Annotated in this window: 22 protein-coding genes; 8 read left to right on the top strand and 14 right to left on the bottom strand. The window is 70.2% G+C overall.

Annotated features, from left to right (window positions below):
• Positions 1-256: 256 nt before the first annotated feature.
• Positions 257-454, top strand: a complete 198-nt coding sequence (locus QIS99_RS17500; protein ID WP_282514390.1) for a hypothetical protein — start codon at positions 257-259, stop codon at positions 452-454.
• Positions 455-707: 253 nt separating this feature from the next.
• Here the strand turns inward: QIS99_RS17500 and QIS99_RS17495 are convergent, their stop codons facing one another.
• Positions 708-959 carry a hypothetical protein gene (locus QIS99_RS17495; protein ID WP_282514388.1) on the bottom strand — a complete coding sequence of 84 codons (252 nt, stop codon included), beginning with the start codon at positions 957-959 and terminating at the stop codon, positions 708-710.
• On the opposite strand from QIS99_RS17495, the gene QIS99_RS17490 reads away from it, so the two are divergent.
• Positions 945-1,211 carry a hypothetical protein gene (locus QIS99_RS17490; RefSeq protein ID WP_282514386.1) on the top strand — a complete coding sequence of 89 codons (267 nt, stop codon included), beginning with the start codon at positions 945-947 and terminating at the stop codon, positions 1,209-1,211. The two genes, QIS99_RS17495 and QIS99_RS17490, sit on opposite strands and share 15 nt — an antisense overlap.
• A gap of 82 nt (positions 1,212-1,293) precedes the next feature.
• Here QIS99_RS17490 and QIS99_RS17485 read toward each other — a convergent pair whose 3' ends face one another.
• The 7 genes from QIS99_RS17485 to QIS99_RS17455 form a co-directional block, all read right to left on the bottom strand.
• Positions 1,294-2,829: an acyl-CoA synthetase gene (locus QIS99_RS17485; protein WP_282514385.1), complete on the bottom strand. Its 1,536-nt coding sequence runs from the start codon at positions 2,827-2,829 to the stop codon at positions 1,294-1,296.
• A 199-nt stretch (positions 2,830-3,028) separates the two neighbouring features.
• Entirely contained in the window at positions 3,029-4,186 is a 1,158-nt protein-coding gene (locus QIS99_RS17480; protein WP_282514384.1) for an acyl-CoA dehydrogenase family protein, read from the bottom strand.
• A 151-nt stretch (positions 4,187-4,337) separates the two neighbouring features.
• Positions 4,338-5,249: an amino acid ABC transporter permease gene (locus QIS99_RS17475; RefSeq protein ID WP_282514383.1), complete on the bottom strand. Its 912-nt coding sequence runs from the start codon at positions 5,247-5,249 to the stop codon at positions 4,338-4,340.
• Positions 5,246-5,911, bottom strand: coding sequence for an amino acid ABC transporter permease (locus QIS99_RS17470; RefSeq protein ID WP_282514382.1), 666 nt, complete (start codon positions 5,909-5,911; stop codon positions 5,246-5,248). Before QIS99_RS17470 ends, QIS99_RS17475 begins: the two co-directional genes overlap by 4 nt.
• 120 nt (positions 5,912-6,031) lie before the next feature.
• Positions 6,032-6,865, bottom strand: a complete 834-nt coding sequence (locus QIS99_RS17465) for a glutamate ABC transporter substrate-binding protein (RefSeq protein WP_282514380.1) — start codon at positions 6,863-6,865, stop codon at positions 6,032-6,034.
• A 32-nt stretch (positions 6,866-6,897) separates the two neighbouring features.
• Complete coding sequence (locus QIS99_RS17460; protein WP_282514379.1) at positions 6,898-7,686, bottom strand: amino acid ABC transporter ATP-binding protein; 789 nt, start codon at positions 7,684-7,686, stop codon at positions 6,898-6,900.
• Between the two features lie 487 nt (positions 7,687-8,173).
• Positions 8,174-9,478 (bottom strand): ROK family protein, encoded by a 1,305-nt coding sequence (locus QIS99_RS17455; protein WP_408909573.1) that lies wholly within the window; start codon positions 9,476-9,478, stop codon positions 8,174-8,176.
• Between the two features lie 156 nt (positions 9,479-9,634).
• Here QIS99_RS17455 and QIS99_RS17450 point away from each other — a divergent pair, with 156 nt between their 5' ends.
• From QIS99_RS17450 to QIS99_RS17435, 4 genes are read left to right on the top strand one after another with little or no spacing between them, the layout of a single operon-like run.
• Positions 9,635-10,582 carry a carbohydrate ABC transporter permease gene (locus tag QIS99_RS17450; protein WP_282514377.1) on the top strand — a complete coding sequence of 316 codons (948 nt, stop codon included), beginning with the start codon at positions 9,635-9,637 and terminating at the stop codon, positions 10,580-10,582.
• 60 nt (positions 10,583-10,642) lie between these two features.
• On the top strand, positions 10,643-11,557 hold the full coding sequence (locus QIS99_RS17445; protein ID WP_282514376.1) for a carbohydrate ABC transporter permease: 915 nt from the start codon (positions 10,643-10,645) through the stop codon (positions 11,555-11,557).
• Positions 11,558-11,570: 13 nt separating this feature from the next.
• Entirely contained in the window at positions 11,571-12,914 is a 1,344-nt protein-coding gene (locus QIS99_RS17440; RefSeq protein WP_282514375.1) for an ABC transporter substrate-binding protein, read from the top strand.
• Between the two features lie 56 nt (positions 12,915-12,970).
• Complete coding sequence (locus QIS99_RS17435; protein WP_282514374.1) at positions 12,971-14,206, top strand: Gfo/Idh/MocA family protein; 1,236 nt, start codon at positions 12,971-12,973, stop codon at positions 14,204-14,206.
• A 21-nt stretch (positions 14,207-14,227) separates the two neighbouring features.
• Here the strand turns inward: QIS99_RS17435 and QIS99_RS17430 are convergent, their stop codons facing one another.
• The 5 genes from QIS99_RS17430 to QIS99_RS17410 form a co-directional block, all read right to left on the bottom strand.
• Positions 14,228-14,413 (bottom strand): helix-turn-helix domain-containing protein, encoded by a 186-nt coding sequence (locus QIS99_RS17430; protein WP_282514373.1) that lies wholly within the window; start codon positions 14,411-14,413, stop codon positions 14,228-14,230.
• Between the two features lie 228 nt (positions 14,414-14,641).
• Entirely contained in the window at positions 14,642-15,946 is a 1,305-nt protein-coding gene (locus QIS99_RS17425; RefSeq protein ID WP_282514372.1) for a flavin monoamine oxidase family protein, read from the bottom strand.
• Positions 15,947-16,031: 85 nt separating this feature from the next.
• Complete coding sequence (locus QIS99_RS17420; RefSeq protein WP_282514370.1) at positions 16,032-17,534, bottom strand: aldehyde dehydrogenase (NADP(+)); 1,503 nt, start codon at positions 17,532-17,534, stop codon at positions 16,032-16,034.
• A gap of 136 nt (positions 17,535-17,670) precedes the next feature.
• Positions 17,671-18,219: a flavin reductase family protein gene (locus tag QIS99_RS17415; RefSeq protein ID WP_282514369.1), complete on the bottom strand. Its 549-nt coding sequence runs from the start codon at positions 18,217-18,219 to the stop codon at positions 17,671-17,673.
• A gap of 74 nt (positions 18,220-18,293) precedes the next feature.
• Positions 18,294-19,703: an LLM class flavin-dependent oxidoreductase gene (locus QIS99_RS17410; RefSeq protein ID WP_282514367.1), complete on the bottom strand. Its 1,410-nt coding sequence runs from the start codon at positions 19,701-19,703 to the stop codon at positions 18,294-18,296.
• Positions 19,704-20,193: 490 nt separating this feature from the next.
• Between QIS99_RS17410 and QIS99_RS17405 the strand changes: the two genes are divergently transcribed.
• Entirely contained in the window at positions 20,194-20,973 is a 780-nt protein-coding gene (locus tag QIS99_RS17405; protein WP_282514366.1) for a 2-keto-4-pentenoate hydratase, read from the top strand.
• 51 nt (positions 20,974-21,024) lie between these two features.
• Here QIS99_RS17405 and QIS99_RS17400 read toward each other — a convergent pair whose 3' ends face one another.
• Complete coding sequence (locus tag QIS99_RS17400) at positions 21,025-21,816, bottom strand: IclR family transcriptional regulator (RefSeq protein ID WP_282514365.1); 792 nt, start codon at positions 21,814-21,816, stop codon at positions 21,025-21,027.
• Between the two features lie 445 nt (positions 21,817-22,261).
• Here QIS99_RS17400 and QIS99_RS17395 point away from each other — a divergent pair, with 445 nt between their 5' ends.
• On the top strand, positions 22,262-23,641 hold the full coding sequence (locus QIS99_RS17395; protein WP_282514364.1) for an MFS transporter: 1,380 nt from the start codon (positions 22,262-22,264) through the stop codon (positions 23,639-23,641).
• The last annotated feature ends 55 nt before the right edge of the window (positions 23,642-23,696 follow it).

Genomic DNA, 23,696 nt, shown 5'->3' with positions numbered 1-23,696 from the left:
CCGCGAACGCCGCCGCCCCCGCACCACCCCCACCACCAACCCCCAGCCCAAGCCCGAGGACACCACCGACCCGAAGACCAAGATCAACGCCTGACCCACCCCGCCCTCCGCACACGCCCCCTGTGCCACACGGCCACGGAGGGAAGACCCTTCGGCCCTGCCCGAAGGGTCTTCCCTCCGCGCGGCAGCGGCGTGTTTCCTGGTGCCGCGCAGAGTGCGCTGCGGCAACACCGCGCCGTAGACAGAGGGGTGAGGCATGAAGAGCAAGATCCGCAGGGGCCTGCTGGGTGCGGCCGTGCTCGGCACGGTCGCGTTCGTGATCCCGGCCGCGGTACCCCAGGATCGGTCCGCCGTACCGCAGTCCGGGCAGGCAGTCGCGGCACCGGCCGAAGAGAGCGTCGCAAGGCCGCTGACCTGCTGGAGCGACTTCACGGCTGCCATCGACATCTGCTGAACACCTCAGGCGCCGGTGTGCGGCCGCCGTCGTCGCGGTGGCCACGCGGCCGCGAGCACGGCCGGGTGCCGGGCACGGGGCCGTGTTCAGCGCAGACGGACCCGGTTCCGGAACGCCACCCGGTTCTCCAGCAGTTCGGCGACGGCGGCCTCTGCCCGACTGCTCCCCTCGACGGGGCGGTCGCGGGGCCTCGGGCATCGGACAACGGCGGGGGGCTCCGCGTGCGAGGAGAGCCGTCGGCAGCCGCCCTCCCTCATCCGCTCATGGACTCCGCAGGGAACCACCGGGCCGGCTCGCGCCCGCTCTCGACGACCTCGCCGCGGGCCGCGAGGAGCTTGAGGTGGGCCAGGGTCTCGCCCAGGGCGAAGCGTCGCTGCTGGATGCCGAACTGCCCCCAGGGGCGGGACCATTCGAGACGGGCGGCGAGCTCCCAGCCGGTGGTGCCGGGGGCTCCGCGGACGGCGGCGCAGGTCTCCGCGAGGCGTTCGGTGTGGTGCTGCGCCATCTGGACGAGACGCTGGTCGAGGCGGCGGAAGCGGTACTCGTGGGCGGGCAGGACCTCGGCCACGTCGTACCGTTCGAGCCGTTCTGGGAGAGCAGGAAGTCGGCCAGCGCGGACCGTACGCTGCGGGACGCGCTGGCGAGCGAGGCGCGCGCCCAGTCGGTCAACTTCGCGACCGCGGACGCGCCCGCGGCGTTGGCGGCGTTCCGGGAGAAGGGGGAGCCGGTGTTCACGGGTGAATGGGCCGTCGGGTGAGGTTGCCCAGGGCAAGGCCCGGCATGCCCAGGGCGGGGCCCGGCGGCCCTTCCCGAACGGATTCTGAACGGACCCGGTCGCTTCACGTAGCGCCGTAGCGCGCCTTGAGCGTGCCCTTGACCAGCTTTCCGGTGGGCGTGCGCGGGAGTTCGTCGACGAAGTCGACGCTGCGCGGGGCCTTGTAGTGCGCGATGCGGGAGCGGACGTACTCGATGAGCTGCCGCTCCAGTTCCGGACCGGGAAGGGCGTCGGGCGAGGCCTGGACGACCGCCTTGACCGAGTCGCCCATCTCGGGGTCCGGCACGCCGATCACCGCGACGTCGACGACATCGGGATGCAGGGCGAGCACACCCTCCACCTCCTGCGGGTAGATGTTCACCCCACCCGAGATGATCATGAACGCTTTGCGGTCGGTGAGGAACAGGTAGCCGTCGTCGTCGACATGGCCGACGTCGCCGACGGTCGCCCAGGTCGGATGGTCCGGGTGGTGCGCGGCCGCGGTCTTCTCGGCGTCCCCCAGGTAGGCGAACTGGGCCTCCTCGCGCGCGAAGTAGATCGTGCCGGTCTCCCCGGCGGGCAGCGTCCGCCCCTCCTCGTCGCAGATGCGCAGCTCCCCGAGCAGGGCCCGGCCCACCGATCCGGGCCGGCCGAGCCACTCCTCGGAGGTGATGAACGTCATGCCGATGCCTTCGGTCGAGGCGTAGTACTCGTAGAGGACCGGACCCCACCAGTCGAGCATCGCGTGCTTGACGTCGGGCGGGCAGGGGGCGGCGGCGTGCACGGCCGCCCGGTGGCTGGAGAGGTCGTACGCGGTGCGCGTCTTCTCCGGGAGCCGCAGCATCCGGATGAACATGGTCGGCACCCACTGGCTGTGCGTCACCCGGTGGCGCTCGATCGCCGCCAACGCGCCCTCGGCGTCGAAGCGTTCCATCATCACGACGGTGCCGCCGAGCGCGTGTACGCAGGCCCCGTACCGGAGAGGTGCGGCGTGGTACACCGGCGCCGGGGACAGGTAGACCGTGTCGCGGTCGAACCCGTAGAACGTCCGCAGGAGTTCGACCAGGGCGTCGCCGGGCTCCCCCACCTGGCGGTCCGGCAGCTCCGGGCGGATTCCCTTGGGCCGGCCGGTCGTTCCCGAGGAGTAGAGCAGGTCGGCGCCCCGGGGCTGGTCGGCGGGCGGCTCGGCGGAGGCGGCGGCCAGGGCGGCGTCGTACTCCTCGTACCCGTCGACGGGGCCGCCGTAGGCCAGCCGGAGCCGCACCGCGGGGGTGTGGTCGCGCACCTCCTCCGCCAGACCGGCGAGCGCGTGCGACACCACCAGCGCGGCGGCGCCGGAGTCCCCGACGATGTAGGCCACCTCGGACGCGCCGAGGTGGCTGTTGACGAGGGTGATGTACAGGCCCGACCGGACCGCGGCCCAGTACACCTCGTACGCGCGGACCGAGTTGTCGGTCAGCAACGCGACCACATCGCCGCGGCGCAGCCCCGCCGTGTGCAGCACATGGGCCAGGCGTACGGAGCGCTCCTCCAGCTCGGCGTAGGTCAGCCGGTCACCCGACGCGGCCATGACGACGGCGGCGCGGTGCGGGTCCGTCGCGAGATGGGCACCTGGATACATGGGATCCCTCCGTCACAGGTAGTTGACGCCGAGAAGGCTTCGTACGAGGTCAGGGCTGCGGCATGCCCACGATGACTGCGTCACGCATGAGGGAACTCCTGTCGGTGGACGGGCGCGGGAACGGACGCGGGGGCTCGGGGGCGCGGGGGCGCGGGGGCGCGGGGGCGCGGGAACGGACGGGAACGGAAGGCCGGGACGCTCAGAGCCCGAGGGACTTCGCGATGATGGTCTTCATGACCTCGTTGGTGCCGCCGTAGATGCGCGAGACACGGGTGTCGGCATAGAGGCGGGCGATGGGGTACTCGGTGATGTACCCGTAACCCCCGTGCAGCTGAAGGCACTTGTCGATGACGCGGCCCGCGGTCTCGGTGCAGAACAGCTTGGCCTTGGCCGCGTCGGCGACGGTCAGCTCGCCCGCGTCGTGCAGCTCCAGGGCGCGGTCCGCCATGAGCTGCGCGGCCTCGGCGTCGGTGGCGCACTCGGCGAGCACGAACTTGGTGTTCTGGAAGTGCGCGACCGGCCGGCCGAAGACCGTACGGTCCTTGACGTACTCGGTGGCGAAGCGCAGGGCGGCGGCAGCCGTGGCGGTGGCGTTCAGCGCGATGGTCAGCCGCTCCTGCGCGAGGTTGTGCGAGAGGTACGAGAAGCCGGCGCCCTCCTCGCCGAGCAGGTTCCCGACGGGCACCTTGACGTCGGCGAAGGACAGTTCGGCCGTGTCGGACGCCTTCAGGCCGATCTTCTGCAGCTTGCGGCCGACCGCGAAGCCCTCGCTCGCGGACTCCACGCAGAGGATCGACAGTCCGGCGCGGCGGTCGTCCGGGTCGTACGGGGTGGTGCGGGCGACGACGAGCACCAGGTCGGCGAGGGCGCCGCCGGTGATGAACGTCTTGGCACCGTTGAGGACATAGTGCGTGCCGTCCGCCGACAGCTCGGCCCTGGTGCGGATGTTGGCGAGGTCGGAGCCGGTGCCGGGCTCCGTCATCGCGATCGCGGTCATGAGATCGCCGGTCACGAACCCGGGCAGCCAGCGCCGCTGCTGCTCCTCGGTCGCGTACTTCAGGAGGTACGGCAGGATCAGATGGGTGTGCACCGAGTAGTTGCCGAGGGACACCCCCGCGCGCGCCGTCTCCTCACCGACGACCGCCGCGAACTTGAAGCTGGCCTCCCCCGCACCCCCGAACTCCGCGGGCACCTGGACGCCGAGCACCCCCAGCTCACCGAGCCTGCGGTAGAAGTCGCGCGGCGGATGCCCCTGCTCCTCCCACGCGTGGTGGACCGGAACGACCTCCTTGGCGATGAAGTCCCGCAAGGTCACGCGAAACGCCTCATGGTCCTCGCTGAACACCGTACGACGCACGGAAACCTCTCCTCACACCTGGTGTGACCTGGATCTCGCATCAGTCGAACGATCGTTAAGGTACTCGGAGGTGCGGGGACTGTCCACGGGTGGGGGCCGGTCCCCGCCCGGGGCCCGTTCGCCACGGTCGCGGCCGGTGCAGACATCGGACTCACTCATCCAGCTCGTCACGGCCGACGTGCTCGCCCGGTGTCGCCAGCTGGTCGACCGCGTCCGCGCCGACCACCGCGCCGGTGGTCCTCTTGCCTCGCCTCAGCCTGCCCTCCAGCCAGCTCGCGAAGGAGGTGAGCGCGAAGTTCAGTACGACGAAGACCACCGCGACCACAGTGAAGCTGGCAATGGTGTTCGCGCCGTAGTTCGCGCTCATCGGGCGGACCGACGCGAGAAGTTCGGAGAAGCCGAGCAGCGCCCCGCCCAGGGCGGTGTCCTTCACGATCACCACCAGCTGGCTGACGATCGCCGGGAGCATCGACGTGATCGACTGCGGCAGCAGCACATGGCGCATGACCTGGTTCTTGCGCATGCCGATCGCCTTCGCCGCGTCGGTCTGGCCCCGGGGAAGGGACAGGATTCCGGCTCGTACGATCTCCGCGAGCACGGAGGCGTTGTAGAGGACGAGACCGGTGACCACGGCGTACAGCGGCCGGCTGTCGGGGCTGATGTCGGTGAACTCGGAGTACGCCGCGTTCGCGAAGAGCATCAGGATCAGCACCGGGATGGCGCGGAAGAACTCCACGACCAGGCCGGCCGTGCCCCGCATCCACCAGTGGTCGGAGAGCCGGGCGATGCCGAACAGCGCTCCGAGCGGCAGCGCGATGACCATGGCCAGTGCAGCGGCGATGAGCGTGTTCTCAAGGCCCGGCAGGAGGTACGTGGACCAGGAGCGGGAATCCGTGAAGAAGGGCTGCCACTTGACCCACTCCAGCTGGTTCTTGTCGGCGAGGCTCTGCACCACCCACCAGACCATCGCGGCGAGCGCGGCCAGGAACACCACCGTCAGCAGCGCATTGCGCCTTCTGGCACGCGGCCCCGGAACGTCGTACAGGACGGACTGCGAGCTCATCGCCGCACCGACACCTTCTTGCTCACCCAGCCGAGGAGGAGCCCGCTCGGGAGGGTGAGGCAGATGAATCCGAACGCGAAGATGGCGGAGATGAGGATGAGTTGGGCCTCGTTCTCGATCATCACCCGCATCAGCGCCGCCGCCTCGGCGACCCCGATCGCGGCGGCCACCGTGGTGTTCTTGGTCAGGGCGATCAGTACGCTCGCCAGCGGGCCGACCACGGAACGGAACGCCTGGGGAAGGACGATGAGCCGCAGCACCTGCGGGAAGTTCAGGCCGATGGCACGCGCCGCCTCGGTCTGGCCGACGGGCACCGTGTTGATGCCGGAGCGCAGCGCCTCGCAGACGAACGACGAGGTGTAGGCGGTCAGGCCGAGCACGGCGAGCCGGAAGTTGATCGTCGTGAAGTCGTCGGCGCCGAGCGTGACTCCGAGGGTCTGGAACAGGCCGAGCGAGGTGAAGACGATGACCACGGTGAGCGGGATGTTGCGGACCACGTTGACGTAGGCGGTGCCGAAGGCCCGCATCAGGGGCACGGGGCTGACCCTCATGGCGGCGAGGACCGTGCCCCAGATCAGGGAGCCGACGGCGGAGTAGAAGGTGAGCTGCACTGTCACCCAGAAGGCAGCCAGGAGGTCGTAACCCTTGAGAAAGTCGAACACGGTCGGCCTTCCGCGTGCGTGAAGGGCGAGGCGCGCCGCTCGCGGGCGGGCGGCGCGCCGTGGGGCACCGTGGGGGCCGGGGGCACCGTGGGGGGCCGTGGGGCACCGTGGGCGCCTGCTTCAGTCGACGATGACGCCGATCTTCGGGGCGGGCTCGTTCTTGTAGCCGGCCGGGCCGAAGTTCTTCTCGACGGCCGCGTCCCAGGAGCCGTCCTCGACCATCTTCTCCAGGGCGGTGTTGATCTGCGCCTTGAGATCGCTGCCCTGGGCGACGCCGATGCCATAGTTCTCGTTGCTCAGCTTGAAGCCGCCGAGCTTGAACTTGCCCTTGAACTCGGGCTGCGCGGCATAGCCGGCGAGGATCGAGTCATCGGTGGTCAGGGCGTCGATGACCTTGTTCTCCAGACCGGTCAGGCACTCCGAGTAGCCGCCGTACTCCTGCAGCTGAGCCTCGGGCGCGATCTCTTCCTTGACGTTCTGCGCCGAGGTGGAGCCGGTGACCGAGCAGAGCTTCTTGTTGTTGAGGTCCTCGGGCTTCGTGATGCTGTTGTCGTCGGCCCGGATCAGGACGTCCTGGTGTGCCAGGAGGTAGGGGCCGGCGAAGTCGACCTTCTGTTCGCGCTCGGGGGTGATCGAGTACGAGGCGGCGATGAAGTCGACGTCGCCGCGCTGGAGCAGCGTCTCGCGGTCGGCGCTCTTGGCTTGCTTCCACACGATGTCGCCGGGCTCATGTCCGAGCTCCTTCGCGACGTACGTGGCCACGTCCACGTCGAAGCCCGTGTACTTGCCGTCCGGGGTCTTCAGGCCGAGGCCCGGCTGGTCGAACTTGATGCCGATGGTGATCTTCTCGTCGCCCGAGCTCGCGTCGTTGCCGTCGTCCGTGCCGCAGCCGACGGCGGTCAGGGACAGCACGAGCGCGGTGGCAGCCGCGACGGTGACTTTATGGAGTTTCATGGTGATCGTTCCTAGTACTCAAGGCCCCCGGATCAGTGGTGCAGGATCTTCGACAGAAAGTCCTTGGCCCGCTCGCTGCTCGGATTGCTGAAGAACCGGGCGGGTGTCGTCTCCTCCACGATGCGGCCGTCCGCCATGAACACCACACGGTTGGCGGCCGAACGGGCGAACCCCATTTCGTGGGTCACGACGACCATGGTCATGCCGTCACGGGCGAGTTGCCGCATCACCTCAAGAACCTCGTTGATCATCTCGGGGTCGAGCGCGGAGGTCGGCTCGTCGAAGAGCATGATCTTCGGGTCCATGGCGAGGGCGCGGGCGATCGCGACGCGCTGCTGCTGGCCGCCGGAGAGCTGCGCGGGGTACTTCTCCGCCTGGGAGGCGACCCCCACCCGGTCGAGCAGCCGGCGGGCCCGCTCGTCGGCGGCCTTCTTGTCCTTCTTGCGGACCTTGACCTGGCCGAGCGTCACGTTGTCCAGAACGGTCTTGTGCGCGAAGAGGTTGAAGGACTGGAAGACCATGCCCACATCGGCCCGCAGCGCGGCCAGCTCGCGGCCCTCGGCGGGCAGGGGCTTTCCGTCGATGACGATCTCACCGGAGTCGATGGTCTCCAGCCGGTTGATGGCGCGGCACAGCGTGGATTTCCCGCCCCCGGACGGCCCGATGACGACGACGACCTCACCCCGGGCGATGGTCAGGTCGATGCTCTGGAGGACATGGAGCGCGCCGAAGTGCTTGTTGACGTCGCTCAGCACGACAAGATCGCCTGTGGCCCGGGGTGGATTTTCCTCGCTCACGGCAACTCCGCTCGTTGAATTCATCGTCCGGCTTCCCCGGGGGAGCCGCACTCCGGGAGCGGGGTCCCGACTTCTCGGCAGTCGGCTCTCAGGGGCCGTCGAGAGCCGGGACGACGCTCGCCAGTGTGTGTTGAGGCACCACTCGGCGCCCCCTCGGCCCCGTACACCCGGCTGCTGCTCGCCTCCGTACCCCACCAGGGCTGGGACCCCGCCGCCGCGGTCAGGGCCAGGGCGACGGTGGACTCGGGGCGGGGCAGTGGGTGACCAGGGGCGCCCCGCGCCTGGCTCGGGCCCCTCCGGTGGGCCGGACAGGGGGCAACCCCCGCGGTGCCTACGGGCCGAAGCCGTCCGGCAGATCCTGCGATGGGCAGCCCGTGCAGCACTTGAGGTCGCCCTCCGCCACAGGACACTCGCCCCCGCCGCACAGGCCCCTCGCCGCTCCCTCGGGTGCGGTCTGGGGCGCCCCCCATCCCCCGAGGCCCGGCCCGTGGGTACGGCGAACAGTCAGGGTTCAGCGCTGGGGGACATCTCCCCGATCTTTGCGCGCCCCGAGGACGAGGACCTGGATGGCCAGGACCGCCGCGCCGCGGGCCCACTCGTGGAAGTCGGAGACCTTGGTCTCCAGGACGACCGGGTCGGCCGACGGGTGGCGGTTGGCGTCGATGGCCTCGCGGACCGTGCCGCCCGCGACGTCCACGAGGCCGACTCCCTCCCCGGCGAGCAGGATCTTCTCCGGGATGGCGTGGTTGGCGATCTGGGCGACGAGAGTGCCGAGCGCCCTGGCCGACTGGTGCACGATGCGGTGCGGCAGCGGTTCCCCGGCGGCCGCGGCGTCGAGGATCTCGGCGTACGTCCGCTCGTCTCCCGTGGCCGCCTGGATCTGGGAGCAGATGGCCGGGATGGTCAACAGGCCCTCGGCAGTGCCTCGTTCGCCGTTCCTGTCGAAGGGGCCATAGGGGTCGATGATCCACCGCTTGCCGCTCTCCCGGGTGCGGACGAGCTTCCCGTCGAGCACCAGGCCGTAGCCGAAGCCCGCGCCGATGGTGAGGACGGCGAAGCGGTCGAGGCCGCGGCCCGCACCGAACCAGGCCTCGGCTTCGATCAGGGCCGCCCCGTCGTTGTCGACGACGACCGGCAGGGCGATGCGCTCCTCGACCATCGCGGCGAGCGGCACCTCCTCCCAGTCCAGGAAGGCGTTCTCGACCACCAGGGAACGGTCGCGGACCTGCCCGCCCACGCCGATGCCGGCACCGGCGAGCCGGGGGAATTCCTCCTTGAACTCGCGGGCCATGACGGCGATCTGGTCGACCACCGCCTCGGGGTCACGGTTGCCGACCGCCGCGAGCCGTCGGGCCACCACCTCGCTTCTCAGGGTGGTGACCACGCCGTACACCGCGTCGGCGGTGACCTTGAATCCGGCGAAGTGCTGGGCTCCGGCGACTATGTCGAGGGGTCTGGTCGGTCTGCCCTGGCGGGCGGTGACACCGCCGCTCGCGCCGGTCGTCCCCGTCGCCCCCGTCGCCCCGGTCGCTCCGGTCACTGCGGAGGGCGCGGGCGCGGGCTCCTCCGGCCCGGAACCCGCGTCGACCAGCAGCCCCGACTCGATCAGAGGCTTCGTGAGCCGGGTCAGGCTGCCGGCCGACAGGTCGAGCCGCTTGGCCAGTTCGCTGCGGGAGAGCGGACCGTGCGTGAGGATCGCGATCGCCACGGCGCGCTCTCCAGGGCTCAGCGGGCGCCAGTTCGGCGTGGCTGCGCTGCTCGACACCTCGACCTCCTCGTGTATGACGTCCACCGGCGGAGCTACGTCAGCCCCCATCATGATTCATTCCATGGCGGAAGTATATATCTGGGGACCGACTGACTAGGAGCCGTCAGCCCCTTGCCAGGATCGATCATCGCCAGCCTATTGACGGCAGAATAATTCCGCGACGAAAGTATGTGGCGAGCCGAGTCGCCGACGAGGGAGCCGCGCATGACCGTCGCCTCAACTGCCAGCCCACCCCTGAGCACAGCCGAGTCCGTCGTCACCCGCCCGCTGCGCCGCCGCCCGCGGCGTCGCGGTGACGGGGCCCTGGCCGCGGCCTTCATCGCACCTGCCCTGCTCGGCTTCCTCGTGTTCCTGCTGTGGCCGACGCTGCGCGGGATCTATCTGAGCTTCACGCAGTTCAACCTGCTGACGCCACCGCGGTGGGCCGGGCTCGACAACTACGTGCGGATGGTCAACGACCCCGTCTTCTGGGACTCGTTGGCCGTGACTGTCGAGTACGTGGTCGTCAACATCGGGGTACAGACGGTGGCCGCGCTCGCCCTTGCGGTGCTCATGCAGCGCCTGACGCGCTCGGCGCTGCTGCGGTCGGTGGTGCTCGCCCCGTACCTCGTGTCGAACGTGGTCGCCGGCATCATCTGGCTGTGGATGCTCGACACCCAGCTCGGCATCGGCAACCAGATCATCGGCGCGTTCGGCTTCGACCACATCCCGTTCCTCACCGACGAGGCCTGGGCCGTCCCCACGATCGCCCTGATCAACGTGTGGCGACACGTCGGGTACACGGCACTGCTGTTGTTCGCGGGCCTCCAGGCGATACCGGGCGACGTCTACGACGCGGCGAAGGTGGACGGCGCGAGCGAGTGGCGGATGTTCTGGCGGGTCACGCTGCCGTTGCTGCGGCCGGTCCTGGCCGTCGTCCTCATCATGACGGTCATCGGGTCGTTCCAGGTCTTCGACACCGTCGCCGTGACCACCCTCGGCGGCCCCGCGAACGCCACCAACGTCCTGCAGCTCTACATCTACAACTCCGCTTTCGGACGCTTCCAGTTCGGGTACGCCTCCGCGATGTCCGTGGCGCTCCTGGCCGTCCTCAGCTTGATCACCGTCGTCCAGTACCGGATGACCCGCGCGGGCCACACCGACCTCGGCTAGGGCCTGTCCCCCTCCCCTCCATGCCCCCACGTCCCGTCCGCCCCGGAAAGGAGCCACCGTATGGCCGCCGTGACCACCGCCTCGCCGCCCCGCGCCCGGCGCCTGCCCTCGCCCGGCCGTGTCCTGGCCTGGGCCGTGATGATCGCGATCGTCGTCATCACCCTGCTGCCGTTCTACTGGATGCTGCGCACCGCCCTGTCGTCGAACGCCGCCCTCACCGCGAATCCTTCGGCACCCCTGCCCGCCGACGTCACCACGGGCGGCTTCGCCCGGGTCTTCGGCCTGCAGTCCACCAAGGAGGCGCTGGCGCAAGGCGGTTCGGGCACCTCCATCGACTTCTGGCGCTACCTCCTCAACTCGGTGTTCGTGTCGACCCTCATCACGGTCTGCCAGCTGCTGTTCTCCTCGATGGCCGCGTACGCCTTCGCCCGGCTGCGCTGGCGCGGCCGGGACCGGGTGTTCGGGCTGTTCCTGGCCGGGCTCATGGTTCCGGCGATCTTCACACTGCTGCCGAACTTCGTCCTGGTGAAGGAGCTGGGCCTGATCGACTCCCTGTGGGGCATCGCGCTGCCCACCATGTTCATGACGCCGTTCGCCGTGTTCTTCCTGAGGCAGTTCTTCCGGAACGTGCCGCGCGAGGTGGAGGAGGCCGCTCTCCTCGACGGGGCAGGAAAGGTGCGGATCTTCTTCCGCGTGCTGCTGCCGATGGCCTCGACTCCCGTGACCACGCTGGCCGTTCTGACGTACATCACGGCCTGGAACGACTACTTCTGGCCGCTGATGGTGTCGTCGAGCGACAGCTCACGCGTCCTCACCGTCGCGCTCAGCGTGTTCCGTTCGCAGACCCCGCAGGCGGGCACCGACTGGTCGGGCCTGATGGCGGCGACGCTCGTGGCCGCGCTGCCGATGCTGCTGCTCTTCGGCTGCTGCGCGCGACGCATCGTCAACTCCATCGGCTTCACCGGCATCAAGTAGGAGAGGAACGCAGATGCGATCGCGAGCCGTCACCGCATTCACCGGGGCCCTGGCCCTCGCCCTCGTCTCCGGCTGCGCGTCCGGTGACGCGACCCGAGCCGCCTCCCGCACGGTCACGTACTGGCTGTGGGACGCCAACCAGCTCCCCGCGTACGAGGCCTGCGCGAAGGACTTCGAGAAGCGGAACCCCGGCCTTGACGTGCAGATCACGCAGATGGGGTGGAACGATTACTGGACCAAACTCACCGCGAGCTTCATCGCCGGCACCCAGCCCGATGTGTTCACCGATCACGTATCGAAGTTCGCCCAGTTCGCAGACCTCAACGTGCTGGCTCCGCTGGACGAGTTGCCGTACACGAACAAGATCAAGGACTCCGACTACCAGCCCGGTCTCGCCTCCGCCTGGATCGGCCAGGACGGACACCGCTACGGTGCGCCGAAGGACTGGGACACCGTCGCCCTCTTCTACAACAAGAAGATGGCCCGCGAGGCCGGCCTGAGCGCCGAGGAGCTGAACCACCTCACCTGGAACCCGAAGGACGGCGGCACCTTCGAGAAGGCCATCGCGCGCCTCACCGTCGACGAGAACGGCAGGCGCGGCGACGAGAAAGGCTTTGACCCGAGCCGCGTCAAGGTCTACGGCCTGGCCACCAACGACGCCGGGGACAGCGACGGCCAGACCCAATGGAGCTCCTTCGCCGCCTCCACGGGCTGGCACTACACCGACAAGAAGGCGTGGGGCACCCGCTACCGCTACGACGACCCCCGCTTCAAGGACACCGTCGACTGGTACTTCGGCCTCGCCGAGAAGGGCTACCTACCGCCCCAGAAGGAGTTCTCCGAGACCAACGGCCCCGAGGTGCAGTTCGGTTCGGGCAAGGCCGCGACCGCGCTCCACGGCTCGTGGATGATCCAGACGTTCTACGGCCTCCAGGGCATCGACGTCGGCACGGCCCGCACGCCCGTCGGACCCACCGGCAAGCGCGCCACCATGATGAACGGCCTCGCCGACTCCATCACCAAGAACGCCCGCAACAAGAAGGGCGCCGCGAAGTGGGTCGCCCACCTCGCCTCGCCGGACTGCCAGCGCACCGTGGGGCGCAGCGGCGTCGTGTTTCCCGCCACCCAGGACGGCACGGACACGGCCGTCAAGGCGTACGCGAAGGACGGGATCGACGTCGACGCCTTCACCGAACCTGTGGCCGAGAAGGCCACGTTCCCCTTCCCCGTCACCAACTTCGGGGCCGACGTGCACGGCTTGATGCGCCCCGCCATGCAGGACATCTACGCCAACGGCGCGCCCGTCGACACCCTCGACCGCACCAACGACCAGATCAACCTGCTGCTTTCGCAGTGACCCGCACAGTGACCCGCTCAGTGACCCGAATCGACATCACACGAAGGAAGACCCTGATGACGTTCTCTCTCGGCATCGTCGGCGCCGGACAGTTCTCCGGTCAGTTCGCCAAGCTGTTCCGCGCGCATCCCGGCGTCGGCGACGTGTACGTCACCGACCTGATCGCGCAGCGCGCCCACCAACTCGTCGCCGCAGAGAAGTTGAGCGGCACCTTCGACACGTACGACGCCATGCTGCGCTCGCCCGACGTGGACGCCGTGGCCGTCTTCACGCAGCGCTGGACGCACGGCCCGCTGGTCGTGCAGGCGCTGCGGGCCGGCAAGCACGTCTACTCGGCGGTGCCCATGGCGATCACGGAGGAGGAGATCGCCGCGGTCATCGAGGCCGTACGGGAGACCGGGCTGACGTACATGATGGGCGAGACCAGCCAGTACAACCCGGCCACCGTGCACGCCCGCAACCAGATCGCCGAGGGCGCCTTCGGCCGGCTCTTCTACGCCGAGGGAGACTACGTCCACGACATGGACCTCGGCTTCTACGAGGCGTACCAGTACAGCGGCGGGCCCAACTGGAAGGCCACCGCGAGCTATCCGCCGCTGCTCTACCCGACGCACTCGGTGGGCGGCGTGCTCGGCGCCTGGCAGACCCATGCCACGAGCGTGTCCGCGGTGGGTGTACGCGACGACCGCGGCGACGGCGTCTTCGACAAGGGGATCAGCCAGTTCGACAACGACCTGTCCAATGCGACGGCGCTCTTCGAGGTGGCGGGCGGCGGGTCGTTCCGTACGAACGAGTTCCGGCGGGTGGGGTACCCCTGCCATATCCGTGAGTCGCGATTCCGGTTCTTCGGCACCGAGGGCAGCATGGAGCAGCTGGCCACCGTCAGCCTGTGGCAGGACCGCAAGGGCGTCGAGGACATCAGCGAACTCCTCCAGCCCAAGGCGACGTTGGCACCCGACGACCCGTCCCTTGAGCACATCGCCCCGGCCCTGCGCGACGCGTTCACCTCCGGCTCGGCGCCCGTGCACGACCGGGCACGCCTGCCGCGCGCGTTCGACCAGCTGCCCAACGGGCACGAAGGCAGCCACCACTTCCTCGTCGACGACTTCGTGACCGCCGTCGCCACCGGCGTCCAGCCACCGGTCAACGCCTGGGCCGCCGCCCGCTACACGCTCCCCGGCATCGTCGCCCACGAGTCCGCCCTCCGCGACGGCGAACGCCTCCGCATCCCGGACTTCGGGGACGCGCCGGCAGCACCGGCGGCACGGAACTCCGGCCGGGCCGCACGCTGACGGCTCGGCAGGGACGACCGTTCAAACCGGTCCGCGCAGGCGATTCAGGCACCGTCGGGTCAGGCTCTTGCTGAGGCCGGTACGCCGGGCCAACTCGGCCGTGCCGGCGCCCGCTCCGGCTCCGGAACCCCGGCCGGAGGCCGACAGAGCGGAGGCCACGCGGCGCAGCGCCCAGGCCGGCGGTGCTCCGTCCGCTGTGCTCTCCATGGCAGACCTCCTCGTTCCTCGTACGAGACGCCGGTCCTGCCGAGAGGAAGGCCCGGCAGGACCGGCGGTGGGTCCGCGGCGGCTGTCCCTGATACGCCGCGGACGGTCCGGACCGGTCGCCGTCGGCCGGTCCGGGGTCGGGTGGTCCGGGGTCGGGTGGTCCGGGGTCGGGTGGCTCCGGGGTCGGGTGGTCCGGGGTCGGGTGGCTCCGGGGTCGGGTGGCTCCGGTCAGGCGAGGCTCTCGCGGATCTGGCGGGAGACGCGGGTGGCGCTCTCGACGGCGCCGTCGATGAAGCCGGCCCAGATGTTGGCGTAGTCGCCGCCGGCGAAGTGCAGTACGCCGGACGGGGCCTGGAGGGCGGCGTGGTGGCCGGTGAACTGGCCGGGGCGCTGGATCAGCCAGGTCTCGCGGGAGTGTTTGTCGGCCATCCAGTCGTGGCCGCCGACCTCCAGAACCTCCAGGTCGTCGCGCCACACCTTGAGCGCGGCGGCGACGGCGTCCCGGTCGTTGACATCGATGCGGGTGGCGTCCGCGCCGAAGGCGACCAGGACCGCGTCGTCCTCGCCGAGGAATTCGGTGCGTACGACGGACAGCGGGTGGGCTTGCGAGGAGTACGCGAAGAACGGCTTGATGGGGCCGCGGACGCGGATCCACGCCTTGGCGCCCTGCGACGCGGCCTTCTCGCGGGCCGGGGCGAGCTTCTCCTCGGGCAGGGCCGGGGTGACGTCGAGCCCGTCGAGGAGGTTCTGGCCGAGGGTGACGATCACGCGGCGGGCGTTGACCGTACGCCCGTCGCCGTACGAGACGGTCGCCCCGTCGGCGTCGTGGGCGATGGAGCGGACCGGGGCGGTCAGGCGGATCTCGGCGTTGCCGGAGGACTCCGCGTCCGCAGCGATCGCCGCGACCAGGCCCTTGGTACCGCCGGCCAGGCGGAAGATGGCCGAGGACTCGTGCATCAGATGCCAGGCGCCGGCCGAAGCGGCGGTCCAGCGCAGGGCGTTGACGAAGGAGCACTGGTCGAGCGGGGCGTTGAAGTGGCCGACCCAGGCCGCTTCGTTGGCGTTCCGCTCCTCCACCGGCAGGTCGAGCTCGTCCAGCTTCTCCTGGACGGTCCAGGTGTCGGCCTCGGTCAGGCCGGGGTTGCGCAGCGGGTCGTCGGGGCGCGGGATCCAGGTCATGGTTTCTTCGAGGAGATGGGTCATGCCGGGGTCGATGAGGTTCATGAAGTCGTCGAGGGTGCCGCGGCGGACCTCGTCGCCGGCGAGCCAGAAGGTCTCCTCGGAGCGCGGGCCGCGGGTGACCTCCAGGCCGTAGCGGTTGACCTCGGCCCAGGCGTGCGGCTGCGTCCAGTGCAGCCAGGTGCCGCCGATCTCCAGGTCGCGGCCGAGGCGGTGGTCGGTCCAGGTGCGGCCGCCGATGCGGTCCCGCGACTCCAGTACGACGGTCTTCAGGCCCTGTCGGCCGAGTTCGCGGGCGGCGACCAGACCGGCGACGCCTGCGCCGACGATGACGATGTCTGCTTGTTCGTGCATGGTTGCCCTCCGGGGCGGGGAGTCCTGTGCGGATGCCCCTTCAACGGGGCGGTTGGTGCGGTCGGCTGGGAGAGGGCCCGCGTGGTCACGCGGTCTCGGTCTTGCCGTCGACGGTGCGCACGAGCTGCAGCGGGTTGTCCTCACGCAGCGCGGCGGGCAGCAGTTCCGGCAGGGCGTCCTGGTAGGCGACCGGCCGCAGGAACCGCTCCACCGCATACGGGCCCACCGAGGTCTGCGCGGACGTCGCGGCGGGGTACGGGCCGCCGTGCTGCTGGGCCCGGATGACCGCGACGCCGGTCGGCCAGCCGTTGAACAGCACGCGCCCGGCCTTGTTCTGGGCCAGTTCCACGAGCGGGGCGAGCGCTCCCGCGTCGCCCTCGGCCGTGTGGAAGGTGACGGTGAGGCTGCCGTCCAGGCGGTCGAGCACCCTGGCCGCCTCGTCCTTGCCGCCGTACTGCACGATGACCGCGCTGGGGCCGAAGCACTCCTCCAGGAGGTTGTCCGCCTCCTGCAGGAACTCCTCGACCGTGGCGACGGCGAAGAGGCTGGGCGACGCCTGCGGGCGGCCGTCCTCGTCGGTGGTGACGGCGCCCTCGACCAGGACCCGGGTCCGGGTGGCGCCGGCGACCTCGGAGAGGCGGCGCCGGTAGCCCTCGGCGATCGGTGCGGAGAGCATCGGCGCGGCGTTCGCGGGACGTACCTGCGCAGCGATCTCCTCGACGGCCAGCGGATCGCGGGGCAGCAGCAGGACGCCGGGCTTGGTGCAGAACTGGCCGGTGCCCAGAGTGAACGAGCCGGCGAACCCGACGACGATGTCCGCGCGCCGGTCGGCGAGGGCGGCCGGGGTGACCACGACCGGGTTGATGCTGCCGAGCTCGCCGAAGAAGGGGATCGGCACGGGCCGGGCGGCCGCGATGTCGAACAGCGCGCGCCCGCCGCGTACCGAGCCGGTGAAGGCGGCCGCCCTCACCCGCGGGTCGCGCAGCACGGTGACGCCCGCGTCCCGGCCGGTGAACAGGGCGAAGGTGCCCAGCGGGGCTCCCGCCTCGGCCAGGGCCTCGCGGACCAGGGCGGCCGTGGTGGCGGAAGTGCGCGGGTGACCGGGGTGGGCCTTGAGCAGGACGGGGCAGCCGGCGGCGAGCGCGGCGGCGGTGTCGGTGCCCGCGACGGAGAACGCGAACGGGAAGTTGCCGCCCGCGAACACCTCTACCGGGCCCAACGGGACCTGATGACGGCGGAGTTCGGGGCGCGGCGGGGCGGCCTCGGGGTCGGCGTGGTCGATGGTCACGCCGAAGGGGGCGCCGGTGACGGCGTACGCGCCGTACGCACGCAGTTGTCCCGCGGTGCGCTTGACCTCGCCGCTGAGGCGGGCGACGCCGAGACCGGTCTCCTGGTCGGCGACGGCGACCAGGTGCTCGCTGTTCGCTTCGAGCACGTCGGCGACGGCGGCCAGGGCGGCCGCGCGGGCACGGGGAGTGAGGGCCGCCCAGCGGGGAGCGGCCTCGGCGGCCTGGGTGAGCAGAGTTTCGATCTCCACCGAGGGCGTCTCCGGTTCGGCGCCGAGGGGTGGGGTGCTGGGGTTGGTCACGGTGATCCCTGTGGTCACGAGCGGTCCGGCCGGATCGATCCGGCCGGGATGAGTGGGGCGGTCGGGATGAGTGGGGGCGGTCGGGCAGGGCGCGCCGGGCGGGGGACGCCCCGCCCGAGCCCCACCGGGGTGGCGGTCAGGCGGCTGCCGGGAGGCGGTAGCCGCCGAGCTTGCCCTTGTGGAAGACGAGGGGCTCGCACACGCCGGCGTCCATGCGCAGGACGCGGCCGATGACGATGATGTGGTCGCCGCCGTCGAGTTCCTGGAGCACCTCGCAGTCGATCCAGGCCGAGGCGCCGGTGAACTGCGGGGAGCCCTCCGGGGACGCGACCCAGTCGACGCCCTCGAACTTGTCGGCCGACTTGCGGGAGAGGGCCTTGCAGACGTCGGTCTGGTGCTCGGCCAGGACGCTGGCGCTGAACCGGCCGCCGCTGCGGATCTTGGGCCAGCTGCTTGAGGAGCGGTCCACGCTGAAGGTGACGAGCGCCGGGCTGAGCGAGAGGGACTGGAAGGTCCCCACGATCATCCCGGCGGGCCGCCGGCTCTCGCCCTCCAGGCCGGTGATCGCCACGACCCCGGTGGGCAGATGGCCCATCACATCGCGGAAGAGGCGCTGGTCGATGGCGTTTTCGACGGCGTTCTCGACGGCGTTCTCGACGCCGGTGGCGGTGGTGCTGACAGTCATGGCAACGGTTCCTTCGACGTCATCGTGCGAGGGGTGTGGGACGGACGAGCGCCCTCTGGCGGGGCGGGTGCGGGTCAGCCGACGGGGAAGTCGGCGCCGGTGCCGGGGGCGGCGGCGCGGATCTTCGAGGCGGGGTGGGCGTCGAGGGTGTGTCGACGGCCGACGCCGTAGAAGGACTCGCGCAGGGTGGCGGCCTGCTGGTCGTACTCGGTGCGCGCCAGGCCCTCCTCGCGCAGGACGGGCAGGGCGAGCTCGATGAAGTCCTGCCAGCCGCCGGGCTTGGTGGCGTACGAGAGGTTGAAGCCGTCGAGGTCTGCGTCCTCGTGCCACTTGCGCATCTCGGCGGTGACGGTCTGCGGGGAGCCGACGATCACGGCACCGCTGCCGCCGATGCCGATGAACTCGGCGACCTGGCGGGTGGTCCACTTCCGGTCCGGGTCGGCCTTGGTGAACATCTCGACCATCGAGCGGGAGGCCTCGACGTCCACGTACTCCAGGGGCATGTCCGGGTCGACGCCGCTCAGGTCGATGCCGGTCCAGCCGGCGAAGCGGGCCAGGGCGCCGTCGTAGGAGACATTGCGGACGTGCTCCTCGTACTTGGCCTGCGCCTCGGCGTCCGTCGGGGCGACGATGACGGTGAGCAGCGCGAGGACCTTGACGGAGCGCGGGTCGCGGCCGGCCTCGGCGACGGCGGTGCGGATCTTGTCGACGCTGCGGCGGGTCATCTCCGGCGTCATGGTGTTGACGAAGACGGCCTCGGCGTTGGCGGCGGCGAACTTCATGCCACGCGATGAGGTGCCCGCCTGGAACAGCATCGGGGTGCGCTGCGGCGAGGGCTCGCACAGGTGGATGCCGGGGACGTCGAAGTACTCGCCCTTGTGCCGGATCGAGTGGATGCGGGCCGGGTCGAGGTAGGTGGCGTTCGCGGCGTCCCGGACGACGGCGTCGTCCTGCCAGGAGCCCTCCCAGAGCTTGTAGACGACCTCCATGTATTCGTCGGCCAGGTCGTAGCGCTGGTCGTGCGGAATCTGCTGCGCGAGGCCGAAGTTGCGGGCAGCGGCGTCGCTGTACGAGGTGACGATGTTCCAGCCGACCCGGCCGCCGGTGAGGTGGTCGAGGGTGGAGAAGCGGCGGGCCAGCGAGTACGGCTGCTCGTACGTGAGGGAGGCCGTGACGCCGAAGCCGAGGTGGCGGGTGTGCGAGGCCATCGCGGAGACGAGCAGCGTCGGGTCGTTGATCGGGAACTGCGCCGCGTCGCGGAAGGCCGCGTCCGGGGTGCCGCCGTACACGTCGTGGTAGCCGACGTTGTCCGCGAAGAAGATCCCGTCGAAGCGGGCCTCCTCCAGCATCTTCGCCGTGTCCGTCCAGTAGCTCAGGTCCGTGTAGCGGAAGCCCTGGTCTGCGGCGTCGCGCCAGGAACCGGCCGTGAGGTGGGCGGGGGCGCTGACGTCGAACGCGAAGAGCTTGAAGGGCTGGGTGCTCATGTTGTCCTCCCGGATCACAAGCGAGGAGCGGTCCCACGGTCCTCGCTGTACCGCGAGGCGTTGGCGTTGACCGTTCGGCGTTGACCATTCGGCGCTGGCCTTTGGTGTTCACCATTCGAACGGTGCGTTCAGTTTGAAAGTGCCGTCGGGTTCCGTCAAGAGGGTGCGCACAACCGATTCAGGCGGCGTCCCCGAGAGCGTCGAATCGTCTGCACCGCCCGCTCCCCACGGCCCTACCTGAGGGCAGAAGGGGCCAGTTGAGGGGAGTCGAGGGCGTCCCGAAGCCGCGCGGCAACGGCGGCCGGACCGGCCCTTGACAGCCCAGAAACGGTCGGGGAAATTTACGGTCGGCAGCCAGGCCCAGATTGAACAGGGCGTTCATATCGACACCGGACGGCAGCTCTCTGCGCCTCCGCACCCGCACACGCCCCCGCACCCCGTCGGGCGCTGAGCCGCGCCCTGCCCCCTTCTCCAGCAAGGAGCCCCAGCCATGCAGCAGCACTTGACCGATATCGCCGACGCCATCGAAGCCGCCCGCCGCCAACACCGGGCCATCCCCCCGCTCACCGATGAGCTGCCCGACCTCGCGCTCGCCGACTCCGTCGCCGTGCAGCGGCACAACGTCCGCCGCCGCATCGCCGACGGCGACCGTCTCGTCGGCTACAAGCTCGGCAACATCGCCAAGGTCATGCAGGAGGCCTTCGGTATCGACCAGCCCGACTACGGACACCTGCTGGCCGGGGACTTCCTCCTGGAGAACCGGCCGGTCCACCTCGACCGGTTCATCGAGCCGTTCGCGGAGGTCGAGCCCGCCTTCCTGCTCAAGGGGCGCCTGGAGGGCCCGAACGTCACCGTCGCGGACGTCATCCGCGCCACCGAGTACGTCCTCCCCGCCGTGGAGATCATCGACTCCCGCTTCACGGACTGGCGTATCCAGATCGCCGACACCCTCGCCGACAACGGCTCCGTCGGCGGCATCGTCCTCGGCACCACGCCCAGGACCCTGAGCGAAATCGACTTCTCCACGATGCACGGCTCGCTGCGCTACGACGACGAAGAGGTCGGCTCCGGTTCCGCCTCCGCCGTACTCGGCAACCCGATCGCCGCCATCGCCTGGGTCTGCAACGAACTCTCGCAGTACGGGATCGCGTTCGAACCCGGACACGTCATCCTCCCCGGCAGCTGCCTGGAGGCTGTGCCGCTGAAGCGCGCGGCCACGGTGACGGCCGAGTTCAACGGGCTGGGGCGGGTGCAGTTCGAGGCCGTCTGACGGCAGGACCGGACCGACCGTTCCGCGACGGCGGCGCCGACCGGCAGCCGGTCAGTCCGTCTGCTCCCACAGCGCAGCGGCGAGGCGTTCCACCGTGCTGCGCATCAGCTCCAGGGTGGCGGGGATCTGTTCACGCGTGAGGCGGTAGCGCGGGCCGTTCACGGTCAGGATCGCGATCAGCTCGCCGGCCGGGTCCCGCACCGGCCGCGACAGCGAAAGCAAGCCCTCCTCCAGCTCGTTGTCTATGATCCCGTACCCCTGCTCCCGCACCTGGTCCAGCTCCCGCAGCAGCCGGGCACGGTCGGTGATCGTGCTCTCGGTGAACGCCTCAAGCCGCTCCGGCAGCAGCGCCGACACCCGCTCCCGCCCCAGCTCGGCCAGGAACACCTTGCCCGTCGAGCTGGCGTGCAGCGGGTAGTGCTGGCCTCGCATGCCCTGGTTCGTCGCGCCGACGACGTGCGATCCGTACGCCTCGGCGATCAGCTCCAGGCCGTCGTTCGGCAGGGGGACGGACAGGGTGGCCGACTCGTTGAGCTTGTCCGCCAGTTCCTGGAGCAGCGGCTCGGCGCGCTGTGCGACGCCGGAGTACGGGTCCGCGTACCGGCCGAGCCGGGCCAGCTCCCAGCCGAGCACGTAGTTGTTGTCGGTCCGGTCCACGAGGCCCGTGTGCTCCAGGCTCAGCAGCAGCCGGAACGCGGTCGGCCGGGACATCCCCACGGCTTTCGCCAGCACGGTCACGGTGGCACCACCGCCCGGCTGGGCCGCCAGCTCCCGCAGCAGTCGTGCCGCCTTGACCACGGACTTGTTGGTCAGCTCTGCGGGCGCGGCGGGGACGTCGCTCATCGGAACCTCTTCGGAGAGTGGAGTCATGGGCCCGTGAGGTCACGGATCCCTCTTCACTCTACTAACCTCTCGTTCGCATTTCGAACGCCCTGTGGCTCTGGCCGGTTCTCCGCATGCCGCGACCCGCGGTGGAGTTCATCGGTCGCGGTACGCCCGGGGCCCCAGCAGCCCGATCGATGCGGCACTCCGGCAACACGGCACCTTGACGACCCTCAGGGTTCGTGTCACGCTTCCGAAAATTTCTGGTCGCGGTGCTCACTATTCGAACGGCCCCTCGGGTCGACCGACCCTGAGCGCCCCGCCCACCGCGTGCCCTCTGCCGCGCCCCCCCAGCACCACTTCCCCGCACGGCCGTGACACCAGCGCGCCCACCCCGTGGGCACACCCGGTCACGGTCATCCAGGCGAGCAAAGGCCGCTCCGCTCACCTCAGGAAGGACTGAAGTGTGACCATCACCAGCAATCCCGAGCCCGTGTCGACGAGTTCGACCCGCCCGAAGGCCCCGGTCGACAAACAGCGCTTCATGATCAGAATGACCGGGGTGATCGTCGGCGGCATGTTCATCGACGGCTACATCCTCGGCATCATCGGCACCGCCATCGGGGCCGCGACCGCCGAGCTGCAGATGTCGCTGCTCTGGGAGGGCCTGATCGGGGCGTCCGCCCTCATCGGCATCTTCATCGGCGGTCCGCTCGGCGGCTGGCTCGCCGACAAGTTCGGCCGGAAGCCCACCTTCACGCTCGACCTCGCGATGTTCGTGGTCTGTTCGTTCCTGCAGTTCTTCGTCGACTCGGCCTGGCAGCTGTTCGCCGTACGCCTGTTGATGGGTGTCGCGATCGGCGCGGACTACTCGGTGGGCTGGCCGTTGCTCGCCGAGTTCGCACCGGCCCGCAAGCGCGGCAAACTGATGTCGTTCTCCGAGGTCGCCTGGTACCTCGGCTTCATGCTGGCGTTCGCCATCGGGTACGTGATGACCTCGGCGTTCTCCCTGGACTGGCGGATCGTCCTCGGCTCCAGCACGGTGCCGGCCGTCATCCTGTTCCTGGCCCGGCTCGGCCTCCCGGAGTCCCCGCGCTGGCTGATGAACCAGGGCCGCACCGAGGAGGCGCACCAGGTCGCCCACGACTACCTCGAATCCCCCGCCGAGGTCCTCGACCTGACGAGCGAGTCCACCCGCAAGGGCACCTTCGGCATGCTGTTCTCCCGCGACTACTGGCGGGCCACGACCTTCATCTCCGTGTTCTGGTTCTGCGCCGTCACCCCGTACTTCGCCATCGCCACGTTCGCGGCCAGCGTGCTCTCCGACTACGGGCTCGGTGACGGCTTCGGCGGCGCCATCGGCGTCAACGGGCTCGCGCTCGCCGGCGTGGTGGCCTCGCTGCTGCTGATCGAGCGGATCGGCCGACGTAAGCTGACGATCCCTCAGCAGTGGGTCTGCGCGGCCGTGTTGCTGATCATCGGCCTGTGGACGTCGGCGCCGCCCGCCGTGATCCTCGGCTGCTTCCTGGTCTTCGCCTTCGCCAACGCCATGTGCACGGCCCTGACCGGTGTCTACCCGGGCGAGATCTTCCCCACCGAGATCCGCGGCATCGGCACCGGCTTCGCCACCGCGTTCAGCCGCGTCGGCGCCGCCCTCGGCACGTTCCTGCTGCCCTGGTCCATGCATCACCTCGGCGCCGGCCCGAGCATGCTCGTCGCCGCGGGTGTGTGCGTCGTCGGCGCCCTGGTGTCCCAGGCCCTCGCGCCCGAAACGATGGGCCGCCCCCTCAGCGAGACCTCGGCCCCGCGCCGCGGAGGGCGCGACACCGCGAAGGCAGCGCTCTGACGCAGCGGCGCGGGCGCCCCATCCAGGAATGAATGCCACGTTCGCATATTGAACT

The sequence above is a fragment of the Streptomyces solicavernae genome, assembly GCF_029968095.1.
Lineage (GTDB): Bacteria > Actinomycetota > Actinomycetes > Streptomycetales > Streptomycetaceae > Streptomyces > Streptomyces solicavernae.
The sequence above is the reverse complement of the archived record's forward strand: the minus strand, read 5'-3'. Positions and strand labels throughout refer to the sequence as shown.